This is a genomic window from Rhodococcus sp. OK302, assembly GCF_002245895.1.
Lineage (GTDB): Bacteria > Actinomycetota > Actinomycetes > Mycobacteriales > Mycobacteriaceae > Rhodococcus_F.
In genome coordinates this window covers 5974662-5992870 of the sequence record NZ_NPJZ01000001.1, presented here as the reverse complement: position 1 = coordinate 5992870, position 18209 = coordinate 5974662, and the positions used below count along the sequence as shown (strand labels likewise).

The window sequence follows — 18209 nt, the reverse complement described above, 5'->3', positions numbered from 1 at the left end:
CGTCAGGCTTGGTAGACCGTCTCGCCGCCCACCACTGTCCGCAGGACGCCCAGTGTGGACAGGTCAGCCGGCCCCGCGGAGTGGGACTCGTCGGCGAGGGGGTCCGCGTCGAGCACAACGAAGTCCGCCCACAGTCCCGGCTCGATCCGCCCTTTGACGTTGTCCTCGCGGGTGACGCGGGCGGCCTCGCTGGTGTAGCCGGCCAGCGCCTGGCGGGTGCTGGCGCGTTCTTGCGGCCCCAGTACATGGCCGTCGCGGGTGATGCGGTGTACCGCTGTGTTCATTGTGAACAGGGGATCGACGGGAGTCACGGGGCAATCGCAGTGCAGCGCGTACGGCAGGCCCGCAGCAGCGACCGACGCGACAGGGCTGATGCGCTCGCCACGGCCGGGGCCGAGGTAGCGGTCGCGGTGCCGATCGCCCCAGTAGTAAACGTGATTGACGAAGATCGAGGCGAACACGCCGAGTTCGGTCATACGCCGGATCTGGTCGTTGCGCAGGGTCTGCACGTGCTCGAGGCGGTGCGCGACATCCTGTTCCGGGTATGCGGCTTGGGCCCTCTCGATGGCGTCGAGAGAGAGGTCGATGGCTCTGTCGCCGTTGGTGTGGATCGCGACCGAACGACCGGCGGCGTGATTCTCGGCGACGAGTTGTGCGAGATTGCCGGTCGGGATCGCCATCTCGCCGCAGTGGCAGCCGCCGAGGTCGTGGTACGGCTCCGTCAGCGCCGCGGTGTGTAGCTGGATTGACCCGTCGGAGACGATTTTCACTCCGCCGACCTCGAGATAATCAGTGGTGCAAGGTATTTCACCAAGCTGATCGGGTGCATCGCTGCGGAGGTACAGGCGGGCGCGCAGTCGCAGATCGCCGTCCTGGTCCATTTGTCGGTAGGCGGCGTACAGGTTCGCGGGGACCAGCAGGTCGTGGAAACTCGTCACGCCGACCCGGGCCATCTCGTCCTGTGCACGGAGCATCGCGCGGCGAGCGGCGTCGAGGTCGGCCGCGGGCATCAGGCCGCTGAACATCGCCATCGCCGGGATCTCGCGGAGTTCGCCGGTGGGCGTGCCATCCGGGAAGCGGACGATGATGCCGCCCTCCGGTTCCGGCGTGTCCGCATTGATCCCGGCCTCTGCCAGCGCCACCGAGTTGAGGTAGATCCCGTGGTTGGAAGTGTGCCGCACCATGATCGGATGCAGGGTGGAGGCCCGGTCGAGGTCGTTGACGGTCAGTCCCCGGTCCTCCGCGACCAGCGAGTCGTCGAACCCCCAAGCCTCGACGAGTGTGCCCTCGGGAGTCTGTGAGGCTCGCGCCGCCAGGGCCTCGACGACCGATTCGGTAGTCGGGCAGGCGTTTGTCGTCGCGTCGACGCCGGCCAGCATCAGGCCCCACATCAGTGGGTGCAGGTGAGTCTCGATGAACCCTGGTACGACGGCGGCTCCACCGAGGTCCACGACCTCGGTGGCCGGTCCGGCCAGCGCCAGGACTTCCGTGTCGGAGCCGACTGCCGTGAATGTCCCTGCCGCGCAAGCCATCGCGGTCGGCAGAGTGGTTGTACGCTCTTCGGACATAGTCTGGATTGCTCCGTTGACGAACACGCGGTCAGGGACAGTCATCGGCAATTCTCCGTTTGTCGGGGGGGGGGTGAGGACGGCGGACTGGCTAGTCCTCGCCCACCATGATGTGTGCGTAGTTCACGCCGCCGGCCCCGATCATGTGTGCGAAGCCGATGCGGGCGCCCAGCTGCTGGCGGACGCCGGACTGCCCGCGCAGCTGCTGGACGATCTCGACAAACTGCGACATACCGGTCGCGCCGCCCGGGTGTCCGCGGCCGATGAGCCCGCCGCTGGGGCTTACCGCGACGCGGCCGCCGATGTGGAAGTCCCCGTCAGCCATCGCGACGGACGCCTTGCCCTCGGGGGCCAGCCCCAGGTCCTCGATGTACTGCAGCTCCTCGACGCTGAACGCCTCGTGCACCTCCACAATGTCGAGCTGCTCCGGCGTGATGCCGGACTGCGCGAAGGCCTTCGACGAGGTCCTCCGGGTGACGGTGAGGTCCGGCATGAATGCGCCGGCCTTGTGCCACTTGTCGCTCTCCGCGACCGCGGCGGCGATCCGAACCGCGCGGGCGCCGTTCGACGGCTTGCGGCTGGTGATGATCGCGGCGGCGGCGCCGTCGCCGATCGGGCAGGACTCGACGCGCCGCAGCGGGTCCACCAGCATGGGGGCGGCCTTGAGCTCGTCCATGGTGAGGGCCTTGTTGCGCTGGGCCATCGGGTTGCGGCTGGCGTTATAGAGGTTCTTCTCCACCACGAGCAGGCTGGCGTCGGCAGACTCGCCGTACCGGTGCATGCGGGCCTGCTTCATCAGCGCGAACGGCACTGCGGGGACGGACATGCCCGACACGGAGATCAGGTCCGGGGGCCGTGCCTCCTCGGCTGCGCGACTCATCAGGAGGGCGCCGAGGCTGCCGATGCCGACCACCGCCGCGGTCTCGACCATGCCGGAGGCGACAGCGAAGCGCGCCTGCTCGAACGCGGCAGTTCCTGTGGCAGAGGCATTTTCGACGGCATAGGTCGGGATTCCGGTCCAGCCCATCTCATGGAGTACCGAGGGTGCGGCCGACATGTCGGTGCCGATGGCGCCGACGACGAGCACGCCGACCTCGCCCCAGTCGAGACCCGAATCGGTGAGCGCGATCGTAAGCGCCTGCCCGCCCTGGACAGGGGCAGGGGTCGTGGTGCGCGAGACGATGGGAGTCATCCCGACCCCCGCGATGTAGGTTTCACGCATCGGAGGACTCCTTGCCGAAGCCGTAGGTGGTGAATAGGTTGTCGTCGGCGCCCACGACGCGGGGGATTACGGCGACCCGGTCGCCGATGTGCACCGGACCGTCGCTGACGCCGAGCAGTTCGACGCCGCTGTTCTCAAGGCTGACTTGCGCAATGGTGACGGGCGGCTGCGCGCCGGCGATGGGGAACATCGCGGTGGAGTGGGACACGACGGTCCCGGTTCCGGCAAGGTCGATGAGGTTGGCAGGGGCGTAGCAGCTCGCGCAACGCTCGCGGGAGGGGAAGCTCACGGTGTCGCAGCGGGAGCAGCGGGCGCCGCGGAGGGTGACGGCGTCGTCGTCTACGCGCAGCGCGGCGTTGTCAAAGGAGGGATGGCTCACGGGGTTCATCTCTTGTTAGTTCGGTTGAAGGGCAGTCGATTCGGGGCTAGACGCGCCGGTCTTCGTTCGTCCAGTACAGCTCGCGGAGGTCCTTCTTCAGTACTTTGCCGTTGACGCTGCGGGGGAGGCGCTCGATGATGTCGACCCGCTTCGGGGTGCGCACCGAGCCGAGCTTTTCCCGGCAGAGCTCGAGCAACTCGGCGATGTCGATGTCCGCGTCGGGCTTGAGCTCGACGACGGCGGTGACCGCTTCGCCCCACGTGGCGTCGGGCACGCCGATGACGGCGCAGTCCTGGACAGCGGGGTGGGTCCAGATGATCTGCTCGACCTCGGCGGGGAAGACGTTGAAGCCCCCCGAGATGATCATGTCCTTCTTGCGGTCGGTCAGAGTCAGGAAGCCGCGGTCGTCGAGGAAACCGATGTCGCCGGTGTACAGCCAGCCGTCGCGCACGGCCTCGGCCGTGGCCTCGGGGTTTTTGTAGTAGCCCCTCATCACGAGGTCGCCGCGCACACAGATCTCGCCGTGCGTGCCCGTGGGCACCGGGTTGTGCTCGTCGTCGCGGATCTCGATTTTGACCAGCGGGAACGGGCGTCCGCAGCTGAGCAGGCGCTTGTCGTCGGCGATCTCACCGTTGACGAAGTGCTCCTCGGGGCGCAGGAACGCGATGGAGCCGGGGGCCTCGGTCTGGCCGAAGCACTCGATCATGACGGGGCCGAACAGGCCGATGGCCTGGCGCAGCTTCTCCACGGACATGGGCGCCGAGCCGTAGAGGAAGTACCGCAGCGAACTCAAGTCGTAGTTGCCGAGATCGGGGGTCTCGATGAGGCGGTAGATCACTGTGGGCGGCAGGAACACGTCGGTGACGTGGTGCCGGTCGATGGCATCGAGCAGGGAGGTCGGGTCGGGGCGGGCCAGCACGACGACGCTGCCGCCGCGGGCACTGGCCGGCAGGGTGAGGATGCCCGCAGAGTGGGTCATGGGGGCCGCGGCCAGGTTCACCACGGGCTCGTCGGCCCGGTACGGCATGGCCATCATCAGCTGGGTGATGCACATGCCGAAGCTGCGGTGGGTGTTCATGACACCCTTGGGCAGGCCCGTGGTGCCGCCGGTGGGCGAGATGATCGCGAGGGAGTCCTGCGGGATGTCCACGCGGGGGCGGGTGGCTGGTACGTCGCCCAGCCATTCCTGCAGCGGGGTGGCGTACGGGCGGTGTCCGTCGCTGTCGCCGTCCAGGCAGACATACCTGACGGCGTCGCCCACTGCCGCGTGGATCTCGTCGACGGACGCGGCCTTGGACGGGTGGTAGAACAGCACTTCACAGTCGAACCGCTGGACAAAGCCGATGCTGTCGCTGACCGGGCTGTTGGGGTTCAAGGGCACCCAGGCCCCACCGGCGCGCCAGGCGCCGATGACGCACAGCCACGCTGCCGGGTCGTTCGGCGAGAGCACCGCGATCTTCGTCTCGAGCTGGATGCCGTCGCGGAGCAGTGCATTGGTGACTCGGCAGGACAGTTCGCCCGCCTCGTCGAAGGTCCAGGTGGTATCGCCGTGGCGATAGGCGACGGCCTTCGGATTGATGTTCCAACCCTGATCGAAGAAATCAGACAAAGCCAAGGGGTCGTCCTTCCATCGTGTCCACTGTGGCAAATCCAGGACGTGGTTTTTACGGTCCGGGGAGGCAATTGACGCCCGGCGGCGCTGTAGTTTCGTCGGGCATCGCCGACCGCCACTATTCACGTTAAACCGTACGACGTTAGATTAAATCATCATGTGCGAGACATCACAAGTGAACCCAAAGTGGCAGCTCCAGTCAATTTATCGATTGACCAATTAACCGACATGGGTTAGGTTTCCGATGTGATTCAAGGCACAAGCGGACGTGTTTCTGCTGCTGTGTCGCCCCGGTGTGCAGGCCGAACAGGCCGTGCCGCCGCAGCCCTCATCACGTTCCAATGAGGTAGCCCGGACGCGTTCGCGCACTAGGCCTGGCCCCCGATCCCAGTCTCACTGATCTCAGTCTCACGATCCCAGTCTCACGTAAGGAATTCGATGCTCACAGCACGCGAACTGATCGACTCCTCGTCGATCAGCAAACTCCAGATCCGGGTGATCCTCCTCTGCGGACTTGCCGCGATGGCTGAGGGTTACGACATCATTTCCATCTCGCTCGCGGTGCTGCCGATCACCGATGACTGGGGTATCACCGGCACCGAATCCGGGCTGCTGTTCAGCGCCGGGCTGGTGGGCATGGCGGTGGGCTCCATCGCGCTAGGCCCGGTGGGCGACCGCTACGGTCGCCGGCCGCTGTTGGTGGCCTCGCTGCTCATCATTACCCTCGGCATGGCACTTTCGGCGGTAGCCGGGGACGTCACCCAGCTCGCGCTGCTCCGTCTGCTCACAGGGCTCGGCATGGGCGGCATCATCCCCAGCTTGCCGGTGATCGTGGGCGAGTACGCGCCGGCACGCAAGCGCCCGACACTAATTGCGCTGTTCGCCATCGGCATCCCGCTCGGCGGCCTACTGGGTGGGGCCGTCGCGGCCGTGTTGATGAACCACTTCAGCTGGCGGTCCGCGTTCTGGCTCGGTGCGGTTATGACCGGTGTCATCGCGCTCGTTGCCTACTTGGCCATCCCCGAATCGCCGGATTACCTCGAGTCCCGGGGAACCGCCGCCGCGCGTAAGAAGCTCGACGAGCTGGTCCGGAAGATGAACTTGAAGCCCTCCACTGTCGTCGAGGCCGCGGGCGTCGTTCCCAAGGTCGCCGCCGGTTCCGGCAACGCGGCGCTGAAGTCCTGGGCGCTCGTCATCACGTGCCTGGTGTTCTTCCTGGTCAACTCTGTCTACTTCTTCGGGAACTCGTGGACGCCCAAGCTCCTGACGCTCGCGGGCATGTCCCAGAACGAGGGGATCAGCGGCGGGCTGCTGTTCTCCCTCGGCGGCGTGATCGGAACGCTGATTTTCGCTGCGCTCGCAATTCGATTCTCCGCAATGTGGGTGACCTGTGGATTCGCACTCGGAGGTGCGGTGCTGTTCGGCTTCATGTCGATCATCTCGACCCAGCTCAACCCGGTTCTGGTCTCCACCGCACTGCTCGGTGTCTGCCTGATGGCGACCTTCACCGGCCTGTACGTCATGGTGCCCATCCTGTTCCGTCCGGAGGCCCGAGTCTCGGCCATGGGCATCGCTGCAGGTCTCGGCCGGGTCGGCAGCATTGCGACCCCGATGATCGTGGGCGCGATGGTGGACCTCGGCTGGCCGACCAGTTCGATCTTCCTCACGTTTGTCCTCCCGGCCCTGCTCGCAGCGCTCGGGATCGCCTACGCACAGATCCGCAACAGTCGGACGACCGGCGCCGCGACCAAGGAGCTCGCGGCCGTCTAGTCAGTGAGCTATCTCGTCCCGGTCCTCGTGCGTCACGCCGTAGAGAAAACTGCGCAGCATCTGCTCGTGGCGCTGCCGTGGTGTGGCCGTATGCGCTGCCTCTGCCGCGCTGAGGACCGGGTGCGCGGTGGCCTTGACGTTGGCGAAGACCACTGCGCGCTTGGACTCCGGCCGCATCGCCTCGGTGAGCGTGATACCCATCGTCAGCTTTTCCGTGCCGTCGAGGATTGGGACGTGCAGCTGGATCGGGACCCCGGACTCTTCCAGATAGACGGCAGCCTGCTCCCAGACATCGGTAACCATGTCGCGGGGTAGGAACTGCAACAGCACTGGGGCCGCGTTCCGGTGGCGCAGAATCACGTCTCGAAAGTTCAAGTTGTAGGCGATGAGCCAGTCCTGCCATTGGTCCGAGGGCCGGTCGCGGGGGATACGGGTCTCATAGACGATTGCTTTCGCGACCTCGGACAGGATCTCCGACTTGTCGGCGAAGTGGTGGTAGAGCGACGGGGCCTTGACGCCGAGCGCCCGCGCGAGCCGCGGCAGGCTGAATGCCTCCAGGCCCTCGTTGTCGATGATCTCAATTGCCGCGGCAACGGCGGCGGCGCGGCTGATCAACGGCTTTGACGGTCGGGCCATGGCCCTCGGACTCCTCTGGTCAGCTTGAGCGGTCGGGTTGCTGCCGAAGGTAATCCGGCAACGAGCGTTGTGGGTGCTACCGCGACGGCGGTGTCTGGCGATCGTACAAGTCTCGAGCGTTGGCAGGCTTTAACTTAGGGTAGGCGGGGCGTTTCGGGTGTTGCCGGCGGGCGGCGAGGGTGGTGGTGACGTCGTCATGGCCCTGCTCGCCTCGATGTGGCGCGGCTACGCCCGGCAGGCATTGGAATGCTGTCCGAGCAACTCCTCACGCAGGATTCCAATGAAGGCTCGCCAGGCGCCTGAGAAATGGTCCTGCAGCACATCACCCGAAGCGAACAAAGAACTTTCGACGGAGCGCTTACTGTGTAGCCGGAGGAACTCGAATCCCATCTGACACCTGAGTGTTCGATCGTAGCCAGCCAAGAATATGCTGAGCGAATTTTCGGCGGTGGAACCGCGGGCAGGTCTTAGTGGACTGGTCACACGCGCAGTGCGGATCGCCGCATCGAGGGATGTCGACGATCCACCTTGGCGGTCGGCCGGAATCTGCCCCATGTTCGGACGGTGGATGGAGGGGGTGTTCGCAAATGGTGGGTCACCTTGGGGTGCATGCGAATTGGTCGAGGCGAAGGGTCGGCTTCCGGCACGGCAACTGCGCCGTCAGTCCTACGGCCAGTCGGGAAGCTCACCACAGACTGCGACGAAGAAGCACAGCACTCTGATCGGGCCCTGGATCGAACTGTTGGCGAGATCGGTCGATCCGGAGTTGCCGCCGCCAGGGGGCCCGTAGAAGAAGTCGACGCTGCCGGAGCTGCCGCCAGCGGTCGGAGCTGCGAGGTTAGAGGGCGCGGCCGATGCCGAAGCGACGGTGCCGAGAGCGATGGTTGCGCTGGCCAGCGCAACGATGATTGAACGCTTCAAGTCGATCCTCTTCGCTAGTGCTGTTCGACGCCGAACGACGCCTAGAAGACCATATATGTCGCTCGTCCAGTTGGTGCCTGCTTTGATCGCATCGGGTGCATCGAGAATCCGGTTGTGCCGGTGTCGATTTCTCTGAACAGAATGATCGATTTCGCGAGCCCTTGGCAGTTCAGTCACCGAGAGATTGTGGGAGAAGGCATGCGGCGGAGGCGGAGATGGAGGGGTTGTCGCAGCACATTACTTCGGGTCGGCGTCGGGTGAGCTCAATTGCGCGCGAACTGCCTTCTCGTCCTCGCTCCATTGAGCAAGGATCTGGTCAATCGTCACCGGCGGTTCCTTTCGGTTATCTTGGCCTGGAGGTACTTTCGCGCATTCAGTGTGAGAGGAACTCGACGGCAGCCGGGGCGAACGTGTCGTGGTATTGAAATATGCCGCCGTGCCCGGAATCGGGGTAGATGATCAGCTTGCTACCGGGGATTCGGCGGTGTAGGTCGTCGGAGAGGTTCGATGGCACCATGCGGTCGTGGTCGCCGTTGGCGATCAGGGTGGGTGCGGTGATTCTCGAGAGGTCTGCCGGTGTGGAGCGGCCCCATCGTTTGATCGCTTTGAGTTGGGTCAGGAAGGCCTTGACCGAGACGGGTGTATCTCGGTCTTCGGTGCGCTCCTCGAGTCGTTTGACGAATGCGGCAGCGGCACGTTTTCCGGTGGTGTTGCGGTTGAAGAACAGGAATTCCTTCGGGTCGGACCGGGTCAGGGTAGCCCGCAGTATGTCGTAATAGGTTGTGCCGGCGACCTTGTCGATGTTCTTTCCTCCTGCGGGGCCGGTGCCGGTGAGGACGAGCCTGCGGACAAGTTCGGGGTGTTGGACCGTAAGTTCTTGGGCAACCATTCCGCCGAGAGAAAATGAGAAGATGTCGATCTTGTCGAAGCCCAGAGCTTTGATGAAGGTGACGGCGTCGGCAGCCATTGCTTCGATGGTGTCGGGAACTGTTCCGGTGGAGGCCCCGACGCCACGGTTGTCGAAGGTGATGACGTGGTGGTCCTGGGCGATGGGATCAACGATGCGAGGATCCCAGTTGTCCAGGTTCGCGGCGAGATGGACGAAGAAGACGACAGGGATACCGCCCTTCGGGCCCACTTCGCGGTACGCGTAGGTGACGCCGCCGGCGGTGACGGTGCGGGTCGGAGCTTTCGCATAAGACGTGACGACGGAGTCGCTGTCGGTACTCATGGTGATGTCCTTGTGTCGGTTGCGGATTCGGAGTGTCGGGTGTTACTGATGACAGCTTTGCCTCGGATGCCGCCCTTGCTCAGCGCCTGGAGCGCCTGCGGGGTTTGGTCGAACGGGAAGACCTTTCCGACGACGGGACGGAGCACACCGTCGTCGACGAGTTGTGCGATCTTGCGGAGTTGATCGCCGTCGGCACGCATGAAGAGGAACTCGTAGCTCACCCCCAGCTTGCGGGCCCGGCGGCGGACGCCAAAGCTGAGGCCGGTGATCGCCAGTCGCAGTAGCGGATTGAGGCCGTTCTCGCGGGCGAAAGCCGGATCCGGGGGACCGGAGATCCCGATCGCCTTGCCACCGCGCCGCAACACGCGCAGGGATTTTTCGAGGTTCTTCCCGCCGAGGCTGTCGAGCACCAGGTCGTAGCCGTGTAGGAGTTCGGCGAAGTCCTCGTTGCGGTAGTCGATGACGACGTCAGCGCCGAGTTCACGAACGAAGTCGGCGTTGGCGGCGCTTGCGGTGGTTGCCACGGTTGCTCCGAGGTGTTTCGCGATCTGTATCGCAACGGATCCGACACCACCGGCGCCGGCATGGATGAGGACCTTCTGCCCGGGCTGCACGTTGCCGCGCTCGACAAGTGCCTGCCACGCCGTCAGCGCCACCAATGGCATGGATGCCGCTTCTACGAGACTGATCGATGCCGGCCTGAGCGCCAGGTCCGACTCTGCGACGGCGATGCGCTCCGCGAATGTGCCGATGCGGTCTTTGTCAGGTCGGGCAAATACTTCGTCGCCGGGTTTGAACGACTGAACCTTCGGCCCGACCTCGATGACAACGCCGGCGAGATCGTTGCCGAGGATCAAGGGAAGTTGATACGGGAGTATCTGTTTGAATTCGCCGACGCGAATCTTCTCGTCGAGTTGATTGAGTCCCGCCGCGTCAACCCGAACGAGTACGTCGTGGTCTCCGACAGCCGGCTCGGGGACGTCGGTTTCTTGGAGTGGCCCTGTGTATTTGGTGACGACGAACGCTCTCATGACTTTGATTCCTTCTGATACGAGGACGGGTAGCTAGCGGAGGCGTCGCGGCTATTTGTGTTCCGTGACGCCTCCGCGATGGCTTGTCAGGCGTCGGTGGCCTTGAGTTGGGGGTAGAGCGCTTCGACGGGTGCACTGAGTCCCGCTTTGACCTGGACGGTGGCTTCGTCGGCGAGCACTTCGTACTCGCCGGCCTCGACGGCGTCGAACACGATGCGTACGAGGTCCGCGGGATCAGTTTTGGGGTCGGTGGAGTGCGCGGCCATGGGGGTGTCGACCCAGCCGACGTGCACGCCCACGACGTGGACGCCCTGGGGAGCGAGTTCGAGGCGCAGGGAATTGGTTGCCGACCATAAGGCTGCCTTGGTGGCGCTGTAGATACCCGCGACGGCGTACCAGCTCAGTAGCGAGTGGATGTCGATGATGGCCGACTCGTCTTTGCTGCTCAGGATGGGTGCGAAGGCTCGGGCGAGAAAGAGGGGGCCGAGGAAGTTGGTTTCGACGTTGGCGCGGATTTCCTCGTCGGTATGGGTGAGGATCCCGGCACTGGAGGTGGAAGTGCCCGCGTTGTTGATGAGCACCGTCACGTCCGGTGCGGCGGCGACCGCCTCTCGGATAGACGTGGGATCGGTTACGTCGAGGGTCAGAGGGACGATCCGCTTGTCGTCCCACGTGCGAGGGGTGCGGGCGGTCGCATACACCTTGGTGGCACCGCGAGCGAGGGCTTGGTGGACGAAGTGGGTTCCGATGCCGCCGTTCGCTCCGGTGACGAGAACGACGGATCCGTTGAGTGAGGGCATGTCAGGCTCCTTGGGTTGCGTGGCGGGTGGTCAGACGCGTGCGAGGGTCGGGTAGTCGGTGTACCCCGATTCACCGCCGCCGTACAGGGTGGCCGGATCCACAGCGTTGAGTGCGGCATCGGTGCGCAGGCGCTCGACGACATCGGGGTTCGCCAGTGCGAACTGTCCCAGCGGCGCGATATCCGCCAGGCCGGCATCGATGTCGCCGGCGATCTGCTCACGCGTGCGTCCGTACCGCACTACGAGTACTGCGGTCGGCCACACGTCGCGGAAAGTGCGGAGCAGCTCGTCGTCACCGACGTGGTGGAGGTGGAGGTAAGCAAGGTTCAGCGCCGCGAGTTCTCCGACCAGGTGCGTGTACTGGGCGCGGACACTCTCGGTATCGCCCTCGTCGATACCGCCGAGTGGCATCGACGGTGACAGCCGGATTCCTACCCGGTCGGCTCCGATCTCCTCGGCTACTGCGGCGGCAACCTCGATCACGAATCGGGACCGGTTTTCCACCGATCCGCCGTACAGATCAGCGCGGTGGTTTGAATTGGGGGAGAGGAATTGGTGCAGCAGATACCCGTTCGCGCCGTGGATCTCCACGCCGTCGGCGCCGGACGCGATTGCGGATGCGGCGGCGTGGCGGAAATCGGCGATCGTGGTCTCGATGTCCGAGATGCTCAGCTCCTGCGGCACCGGAGTCTTCTGCGGACCGGTCGCGGTGAACATGTCCTGATCGGCCGAGATCGCCGACGGCGCTACCGGCTGGCGGTGGTGGGTTGTGTTGTCGGGGTGCGACATCCGGCCGACGTGCATCAGCTGGATGAACAGTGCCCCACCTCCAGCGTGGACTGCGTCGGCGACGTGCGACCAGCCCTCGATATGTGCCGGGGTGTAAATCCCAGGCGTGTTCGGGTAACCCTGGCCGTCGTCGGAGGGCTGTGTGCCCTCGGTGATGACCAGTCCGAGCGAGGCGCGTTGGCCGTAATAGGTCGCTACGAGCGGGCCCGGGGTGCCGTCCGGGTGTGCCCGGTTGCGGGTCATCGGGGCCAAGGCGAGTCTGTGCTGGAGTTCGACGCGTCCGAGGGTGAACGGCTGCCAGAGTGAAGGTGAGGTCATGAGCTGGGTGTTCCTTAGGTTGATCGGCCAGGGAGGTCACCGGTCCGGAGCAGATGTGTCTTCTCGTGGGACGATCGAGAGGAACGTCTGAACTGCATCAATAGTGACTATACTCAAAACTGAGTCTACTCAGAAATTATTCCCGAAGGATATCCGTCATGTCATCCGTTCCCCAGCCGTCCGGACGGCGCGAGCGAAACAAGCAGCAGAAACTCGACCGCATCACCGCCGCCGCCCGAGAACTTTTTGTCGAACACGGCGTGGACGAGGTCACAACCCAACAGATCGCCGACAAAGCCGACGTTGGCACCGGAACACTGTTTCTGTACGTCAAGACGAAAGGCGAACTACTCCTGCTCGTTCAGAACTCCGCCTACACCGAGGCGCTCGCCCGCGGCCGGGAGGCAGCCGAGATCGTCCCTGACGCACTCGGCGCGATCATGGCGATTGTCCGACAGATAGTCGAATGCAACCGGACGCAGATCGAGAACGGCCGCACCTATCTCAAGGAAATGGTCTTCGGCGATCCGAGCGAACCGCACCATGCCGAGGCCCTCGACCTGACCGTCCAGACGGAGCAGGCGATCGCTGCGGTGTTGCAACGCGACCAGAGCGTGCGGCCCGATTACGCAGCCACCCTGGCGCACATAGTCTCCGCGGTCATGTTCCTGAGCATGTCGCTGACGATCAACATTGCTCGCAGTGTCGACGAGATCGTGGAGGACATCAGGGGCCAGGTGTCCGTCCTCCTGCCGCAGTGACCGCACAGCTGACCTCTGCGACGTCGCTCGGTCGGCCGAACCGGAAGAGCCCCAGTGACGTTTCGAGGCACAACCATGGCGACGACGCGTAGGTGTCGTTCCGCAATGGCGTTGGAAAACAATTGTTCACACGAACATCGGAGCGTCTCGGGACTCAGAAGTTAACCTGTGAAAGTCCATCACCGGTCGCGTGTGACGCAAGGCTACCCAGGACAGCGACATGGCGGGAGCAATTATGAATGGGACGAAGCTTCAGCAGCGAGCGGCCGAGCGAGCGGCGGAACTACCAGGAGCAGGGTTGGAGCACCCGTTCGGGGAGGGCTGGGAGGTTTTCAAAGTCCGTGGAAAGGTCTTTATGCTGCTCACCCAAGTCACGGGTGAACCAATGGTGATCTTGAAAGCGGACCCGGAAGATGCAAAATCGCTACAGGCTTCGCACGAGCACATCACGCCGGGCTATCACATGAACAAACAGCACTGGATCACGCTGACTCCTGGTGGTGGGATCGACGAGAAACTAGTCGACGAACTGGTGACGGAGTCGTACCTCCTGGTACTGGAAAAGCTTCCCAAGAGTCAGAGGCCTGTCGACCCGAAAACATTCGGACAGAGCCGATCATGACGTTGCCTGACACCGACGTTCAACTGGTCGGTCGACGTACAGCGATGCGTCTTCCCGGAGTCAGTCACGGATACCCCTTGACGGAGTTTTTGGATGTCTACAAGGTCGCCGACAAGGTGTTCCTGATCGTCACCGACGACCCCGCCAATCTCATCGTGACCGTGAAAGTGCCACCAGAACGTGGGCGTGCACTTCAAAGAAACCACGAAACCATAACGCCCGGACGCTACTTCGACAAACGACATTGGGTATCCGTCGGCACAGGACCCGGTATTACGGAGGATTTGGTCGAAAGCCTCGTCATCGACTCGTATGACGCCGTCGTCGAGAACGTCCCTCTGTGGAAACGACCGAAGTACCCGGCCAAATCGATCAACAGCCATTTCCAACGCTAGACGCGAACCACGACTGCACATCTGGTTTTGATTTTCCGTCGCTAAGAATGATCGTCGATGTCGGGAGAGTGACCGCGGTGCGGGTCGGTTCCGGAGCTGTTCGTGTGGTCCGGTGCGGGCGCAGTGGGTCGAACGGCTGGAGAAGGATGTTGCTGGTGCGGGGTCGGGTCCGTTGGTGGCCTCGCACCGGACGAGCCGGGATCAGGCGGCGGCGCTGATAGCCACGTTCGAGTACCCGGCGAGACTGCCGCGGTTGGTGGCGGTGCGTTGAGGTCGACGTGGCTGACAGGTGTGTTGACCGACGTTGGTGTGGCGGAGATCTTCTCGGCCGCCGGGATCGTGAGCAGGAAGGCATTCTCGGATCCTCTCCCGTATCTTCCGTCCGGCAGGGCTTCGCGCCTACCCAGCGGTCGCAGGTGGTGATGGACAGAATCGCGACGGTGACAGGGCTGGTGGCGTGGGCTCGAGAGCAAGGGCTACCGCTCGACGTCGGGCAGATCTTTCATCCGGCCACGGTGAACCGCTATGCCGTCACCCCGCGTCTCGGTGTCTCGGTGTCTCGGTGTCTCGGATGCGACGCGTCGCTCCCGCCGCGCGACGGTGACGACGCTCTCGCGGCGGATTACCCGGACGGCGCCGTGAGAGCCGCGTGGTGAACACCCTATGGAGCCGGTGACGGGAATCGAACCCGCAACTCGACCTTGGGAAGGTCACGTGATACCACTTCACCACACCGGCACAACCAGGGATCGGGGACGTTCACATCCCACCCGAAACCCTGCGTTGCGAACATTATCAGACGACCTGCCCATTGTGTGCGAAGCCTGACTGGCGTTGTTGCCGCGGGTGTTTTGCATACGCAGCCAGTCGTTGACCCAAGTGCGTGAGGGCATCATCCGCATCGCGGAGAAATCCGACCTGCAGGTGATAGACATGCCACCGATGCGGATTGTGGAAGTGCTCGACAATGGCGCCAGAGTTGTTGTCGTGGAACAATTTTTCGAGCAGATGGGCATCTGCTGAGATCGGATCTTGCCCGGCTGAATGAAGTACGACGGGCGGTAGGCCGCTCATGTCGCCGTACACGGGGGAGATCATCGGATCTGCCGCGTCGGCACTCCCGACGTAGGCGGGCGCCCAATCGGAGATGAGTGAAGGAATGATTAAGGGGTCGGTTCCGGCTTTCCGACGGTGTTCGACGTCGGCAGCCAGGTTGGCCCACGGGCAGATCAATCCGAGGGCCGCCGGTAGGTGATCTCCGTTGTCACGCAAGGCCATCGCGAGTGCCAGAGCCAAACCGCCGCCAGCAGAATCGCCGGCGATCACCACCTTCGATGCATCTTCCGCGCTGGAGACGAGTGCCCGGTACACGGCCAGTGCGTCGTCGAGGGCGTGCGGAAACGGATGTTCGGGGGCACGTCTGTACTCGACCAGGACGACGTTCATGCCCGCTGCAGCTCCGAGGTTGGCCGCAAATCCGGTGTAGCCGCGGGCACTTCCCAGGGCGTAGCCACCGCCGTGCAGGTACAGGAGTGTGTGGGAGTCCGAAGAATTGGGTGGCCGTACCCGCTCGACTTCGACGCCGCCGATGTGGTCGGTGCCTTGGATTCGGGTTCCTCGGGGTGGCCGCGCACCTTGCGACAGCAGGTCGACGAGTGTGCGTTTGGTCGAAATCGGTAGGCGAGATGAGGTGAAGAGGGGGCGGGCACCGCGAAGTCCCATTCGGAGGAGTGCGGGAGGCATTCGTAGTTTCATGAGATTTCTTTCTGGGAGACGGGCGGTAGGGTCGGATGGTGCAGAACCGGACTAGAACAGTGTCAGTGCGATGGGAGCGTGAACGGTGACCGCGCCGCGCAAGCGTTTGAGCGCCGACGACCGTCGCGAACAAATTGTTCGTTCTGCTCGAACTGTCTTCTCGCGCACCGGGCTCGCCGGAGCCAGAACCCGCGATATCGCTGTGGAAGCCGGCGTCAACGAGGCGTTGCTGTACCGGCACTTCGCATCCAAGGAAGAGTTGTTCGAGGCTGCGGTGGCGGCGCCCCTCGAGGCTGCGGTGATGCGATTGGTCGATGCGTCCGGTGCCCCACCCGAAGAGTTCGACGTGACTGCGGAGGTCATGCGCGCTCGTACATCTGCATTCATTGCCGAACTCCTCGATGTGATGGGGGAGGTTGCGCCCCTACTGGGTGTGATGCTGTTCGGTCAGTCGGAAGCGTCGACCGACTATTTTCGAACTCGAATCATGCCGTCGCTGGACAAGATTCAAGAAGTTGTGGAAATCAATCTGAAAGCCTGGGCGCACAAGAAATTTGATGCCGAGCTGGTTGTTCAGATGATCTTCGGAGCGGCATGGTTTCTCACTGTCTCGGATCAGCTCAATCAACGCTCGCGTGATCGGGTGACCTTGGCGGAACAGATCACCGCGATCGTGATCGACGGTTTGGTCGAGCGAAACCCCTGATCTCAAGTAAGTGTTTGCATACTTATCCCTTTTGCATCCCTTGTCAAGGGCTCTGACGTGCCCAAATTGGCTCTAGACAAGTAAGTGGTTACTGACTAACGTGTGGTGTGCGTCACTTCAATGGCCAGTTTCGGCCGATCGGGAAGGTGAATACACATGCCTACACAGGACCTGAGAATCGCGGAGTCGACTCCCACTGTCGAAGGGCAAGGCGAGCGCGTCGTCGACGTGCTGATTCTGGGCGGGGGACTCTGCGGAATCTCGGCCGCGATCGGCTGCCTACGAAAAGGGATCGACGACATCGTGATCGTCGAACGAGCGCACAGCGTCGGCGGGACCTGGCACCACAACACGTATCCCGGTTGCGCCGTAGATATTCCGTCGCATGTCTATTCATTTTCGTTCGAGCTCAATCCCGATTGGAGCGCCGGATTCTCACCCCAGAGTGAAGTCGAGACTTACCTGAATCGTGTGTGCGAGAAGTACCAGTTGGCGGAGAAATTCGAACTGGGAACGGAAGTGCTCGACGCAACGTGGGACGACGGTCTCCAGCGTTGGCAAATTACGACGAATCAAGGTGTCTACCAAGCTCGTTCGTTCATCGCCGCCGCAGGTCCACTCCACGAGCCGATCATCCCGTCGTTGCCGGGCCTGGAGGATTTCACGGGTGAAGTCTTCCACTCGTCGAACTGGCCGAAAGACTTCGATCCGACGGGCAAGAACGTCGTAGTCATCGGCACGGGCGCGTCGGCAATTCAGTTTGTACCGGCCATCCAACCAGCGGTGAAGCAGATGACGGTTCTGCAGCGAACTCCGTCGTGGGTGATGGCCAAACCAAATTGGAAGACAACAGCATTCGAGCGTCGAATGCTACGCAGATTCCCGGCTTTGATGAAGGCAATGCGACTGGGAATCTGGATTCCGATGGACATCTTCTTTGTTCTCGCGACGAAGTTTCCGCGTTTCGCGCGTGCGATGTCGACCGTGGCGAAGGCACACATCCGGAAGTCGATTACCGACCCGCAGATGATTGCCGATCTCACTCCTGACTACGCGCCGGCGTGCAAGCGATTGGGGTTCTCCAACGACTTCTACCCGGCGTTGGCGAGCGACAATGTCGACCTCTGGACGTCCCCGGCAGCTCGGATAACCGAAAACTCCGTCATTACGGCGGACGGCCGAGAAGCTGTCGCCGATGCCATCGTTCTGGGCACCGGATTTCATACTCTGCAAAATCATCCGGTGGCTGAACGCATTCACGGAAAAGACGGCCGGAGCCTCGCCGACGTGTGGGACGGCAACCCGACGGCCTACATGGGAACCACCATGGCGGGATTCCCCAACGCGTACATCATGTTCGGACCCAACGCGGGAACCTTGTCGGGTTTCGTGATGGCGGAGGCGCAAACCGACTACATTCTCGGGGCGCTCGAATCCTTACGTTCGCACGGACTGACCAGCATCGAGGTTCGGGAGGAAGAGCAGCAGGCTTTTGTCGACGCCGTGGACAAGACAATGAAATCATCGACTTTTGCGCTGGGTGGATGCGCGAGTTACTACCTTGCCGATAACGGCCGGGTGGCGCTGCCGTGGCCGGGATCGATGAGCAACTTGCGTCGTAAGCTCTCACGCTTCGACCTCTCGGCCTACAAGACCAGGGCGGTGCGGCACGTCACGGTGTGATGGCCCTGAC

General features: G+C 63.3%; 18 protein-coding genes and 1 tRNA gene. 7 read left to right on the top strand and 12 right to left on the bottom strand.

Annotated features, from left to right (window positions below; translation table 11 throughout):
* Nucleotides 1-2: 2 nt before the first annotated feature.
* From BDB13_RS27280 to BDB13_RS27265, 4 genes are read right to left on the bottom strand one after another with little or no spacing between them, the layout of a single operon-like run.
* Nucleotides 3-1613 (bottom strand): amidohydrolase, encoded by a 1611-nt coding sequence (locus BDB13_RS27280; RefSeq protein ID WP_094274530.1) that lies wholly within the window; start codon nt 1611-1613, stop codon nt 3-5.
* Between the two features lie 46 nt (nt 1614-1659).
* The gene (locus tag BDB13_RS27275; protein ID WP_094274529.1) at nt 1660-2790 is read right to left on the bottom strand and encodes a thiolase family protein; all 1131 of its coding nucleotides are present in this window, start codon (nt 2788-2790) and stop codon (nt 1660-1662) included.
* On the bottom strand, nt 2783-3169 hold the full coding sequence (locus BDB13_RS27270) for a Zn-ribbon domain-containing OB-fold protein (RefSeq protein ID WP_169635138.1): 387 nt from the start codon (nt 3167-3169) through the stop codon (nt 2783-2785). Before BDB13_RS27270 ends, BDB13_RS27275 begins: the two co-directional genes overlap by 8 nt.
* Before the next feature lie 46 nt (nt 3170-3215).
* Entirely contained in the window at nt 3216-4784 is a 1569-nt protein-coding gene (locus BDB13_RS27265; RefSeq protein ID WP_094274527.1) for a class I adenylate-forming enzyme family protein, read from the bottom strand.
* A 435-nt stretch (nt 4785-5219) separates the two neighbouring features.
* Here BDB13_RS27265 and BDB13_RS27260 point away from each other — a divergent pair, with 435 nt between their 5' ends.
* Nucleotides 5220-6551, top strand: a complete 1332-nt coding sequence (locus tag BDB13_RS27260) for an MFS transporter (protein WP_094274526.1) — start codon at nt 5220-5222, stop codon at nt 6549-6551.
* On the opposite strand, the gene BDB13_RS27255 is transcribed toward BDB13_RS27260, so the two are convergent.
* The 6 genes from BDB13_RS27255 to BDB13_RS27225 all read right to left on the bottom strand — a co-directional run bounded on the left by BDB13_RS27255 (nt 6552) and on the right by BDB13_RS27225 (nt 12277).
* On the bottom strand, nt 6552-7187 hold the full coding sequence (locus BDB13_RS27255) for a TetR family transcriptional regulator (RefSeq protein ID WP_094274525.1): 636 nt from the start codon (nt 7185-7187) through the stop codon (nt 6552-6554).
* A 666-nt stretch (nt 7188-7853) separates the two neighbouring features.
* Nucleotides 7854-8108 (bottom strand): hypothetical protein, encoded by a 255-nt coding sequence (locus BDB13_RS31795; RefSeq protein WP_141210701.1) that lies wholly within the window; start codon nt 8106-8108, stop codon nt 7854-7856.
* A 373-nt stretch (nt 8109-8481) separates the two neighbouring features.
* Nucleotides 8482-9339 carry an alpha/beta fold hydrolase gene (locus BDB13_RS27240; protein WP_094274522.1) on the bottom strand — a complete coding sequence of 286 codons (858 nt, stop codon included), beginning with the start codon at nt 9337-9339 and terminating at the stop codon, nt 8482-8484.
* Nucleotides 9336-10370 (bottom strand): NADP-dependent oxidoreductase, encoded by a 1035-nt coding sequence (locus BDB13_RS27235; RefSeq protein ID WP_094274521.1) that lies wholly within the window; start codon nt 10368-10370, stop codon nt 9336-9338. The genes BDB13_RS27240 and BDB13_RS27235 overlap by 4 nt, the downstream gene beginning before the upstream one ends.
* Nucleotides 10371-10456: 86 nt before the next feature.
* Nucleotides 10457-11170 carry an SDR family oxidoreductase gene (locus BDB13_RS27230; RefSeq protein ID WP_094274520.1) on the bottom strand — a complete coding sequence of 238 codons (714 nt, stop codon included), beginning with the start codon at nt 11168-11170 and terminating at the stop codon, nt 10457-10459.
* Between the two features lie 30 nt (nt 11171-11200).
* The gene (locus BDB13_RS27225) at nt 11201-12277 is read right to left on the bottom strand and encodes an alkene reductase (RefSeq protein ID WP_094274519.1); all 1077 of its coding nucleotides are present in this window, start codon (nt 12275-12277) and stop codon (nt 11201-11203) included.
* 158 nt (nt 12278-12435) lie between these two features.
* On the opposite strand from BDB13_RS27225, the gene BDB13_RS27220 reads away from it, so the two are divergent.
* From BDB13_RS27220 to BDB13_RS32295, 4 genes are all read left to right on the top strand, one after another.
* Entirely contained in the window at nt 12436-13038 is a 603-nt protein-coding gene (locus BDB13_RS27220; protein WP_094274518.1) for a TetR/AcrR family transcriptional regulator, read from the top strand.
* A gap of 220 nt (nt 13039-13258) precedes the next feature.
* Nucleotides 13259-13660, top strand: coding sequence for an MmcQ/YjbR family DNA-binding protein (locus BDB13_RS27215; RefSeq protein WP_254922980.1), 402 nt, complete (start codon nt 13259-13261; stop codon nt 13658-13660).
* Nucleotides 13657-14055: an MmcQ/YjbR family DNA-binding protein gene (locus BDB13_RS27210; protein WP_094274517.1), complete on the top strand. Its 399-nt coding sequence runs from the start codon at nt 13657-13659 to the stop codon at nt 14053-14055. The genes BDB13_RS27215 and BDB13_RS27210 overlap by 4 nt, the downstream gene beginning before the upstream one ends.
* A 278-nt stretch (nt 14056-14333) precedes the next feature.
* Nucleotides 14334-14711, top strand: coding sequence for a hypothetical protein (locus BDB13_RS32295; RefSeq protein ID WP_176459683.1), 378 nt, complete (start codon nt 14334-14336; stop codon nt 14709-14711).
* Nucleotides 14712-14719: 8 nt separating this feature from the next.
* Here BDB13_RS32295 and BDB13_RS27195 read toward each other — a convergent pair.
* Together BDB13_RS27195 and BDB13_RS27190 are read right to left on the bottom strand one after the other, a co-directional pair.
* Nucleotides 14720-14793, bottom strand: a tRNA-Gly gene (locus BDB13_RS27195).
* A 57-nt stretch (nt 14794-14850) separates the two neighbouring features.
* Nucleotides 14851-15810 (bottom strand): alpha/beta hydrolase fold domain-containing protein, encoded by a 960-nt coding sequence (locus tag BDB13_RS27190; protein ID WP_254922979.1) that lies wholly within the window; start codon nt 15808-15810, stop codon nt 14851-14853.
* A gap of 85 nt (nt 15811-15895) precedes the next feature.
* Here BDB13_RS27190 and BDB13_RS27185 point away from each other — a divergent pair, with 85 nt between their 5' ends.
* Both BDB13_RS27185 and BDB13_RS27180 read left to right on the top strand, forming a co-directional pair.
* Nucleotides 15896-16516, top strand: a complete 621-nt coding sequence (locus BDB13_RS27185) for a TetR/AcrR family transcriptional regulator (RefSeq protein ID WP_094274515.1) — start codon at nt 15896-15898, stop codon at nt 16514-16516.
* A 156-nt stretch (nt 16517-16672) separates the two neighbouring features.
* Nucleotides 16673-18199 (top strand): flavin-containing monooxygenase, encoded by a 1527-nt coding sequence (locus BDB13_RS27180; protein ID WP_094274514.1) that lies wholly within the window; start codon nt 16673-16675, stop codon nt 18197-18199.
* Nucleotides 18200-18209 lie beyond the last annotated feature (10 nt).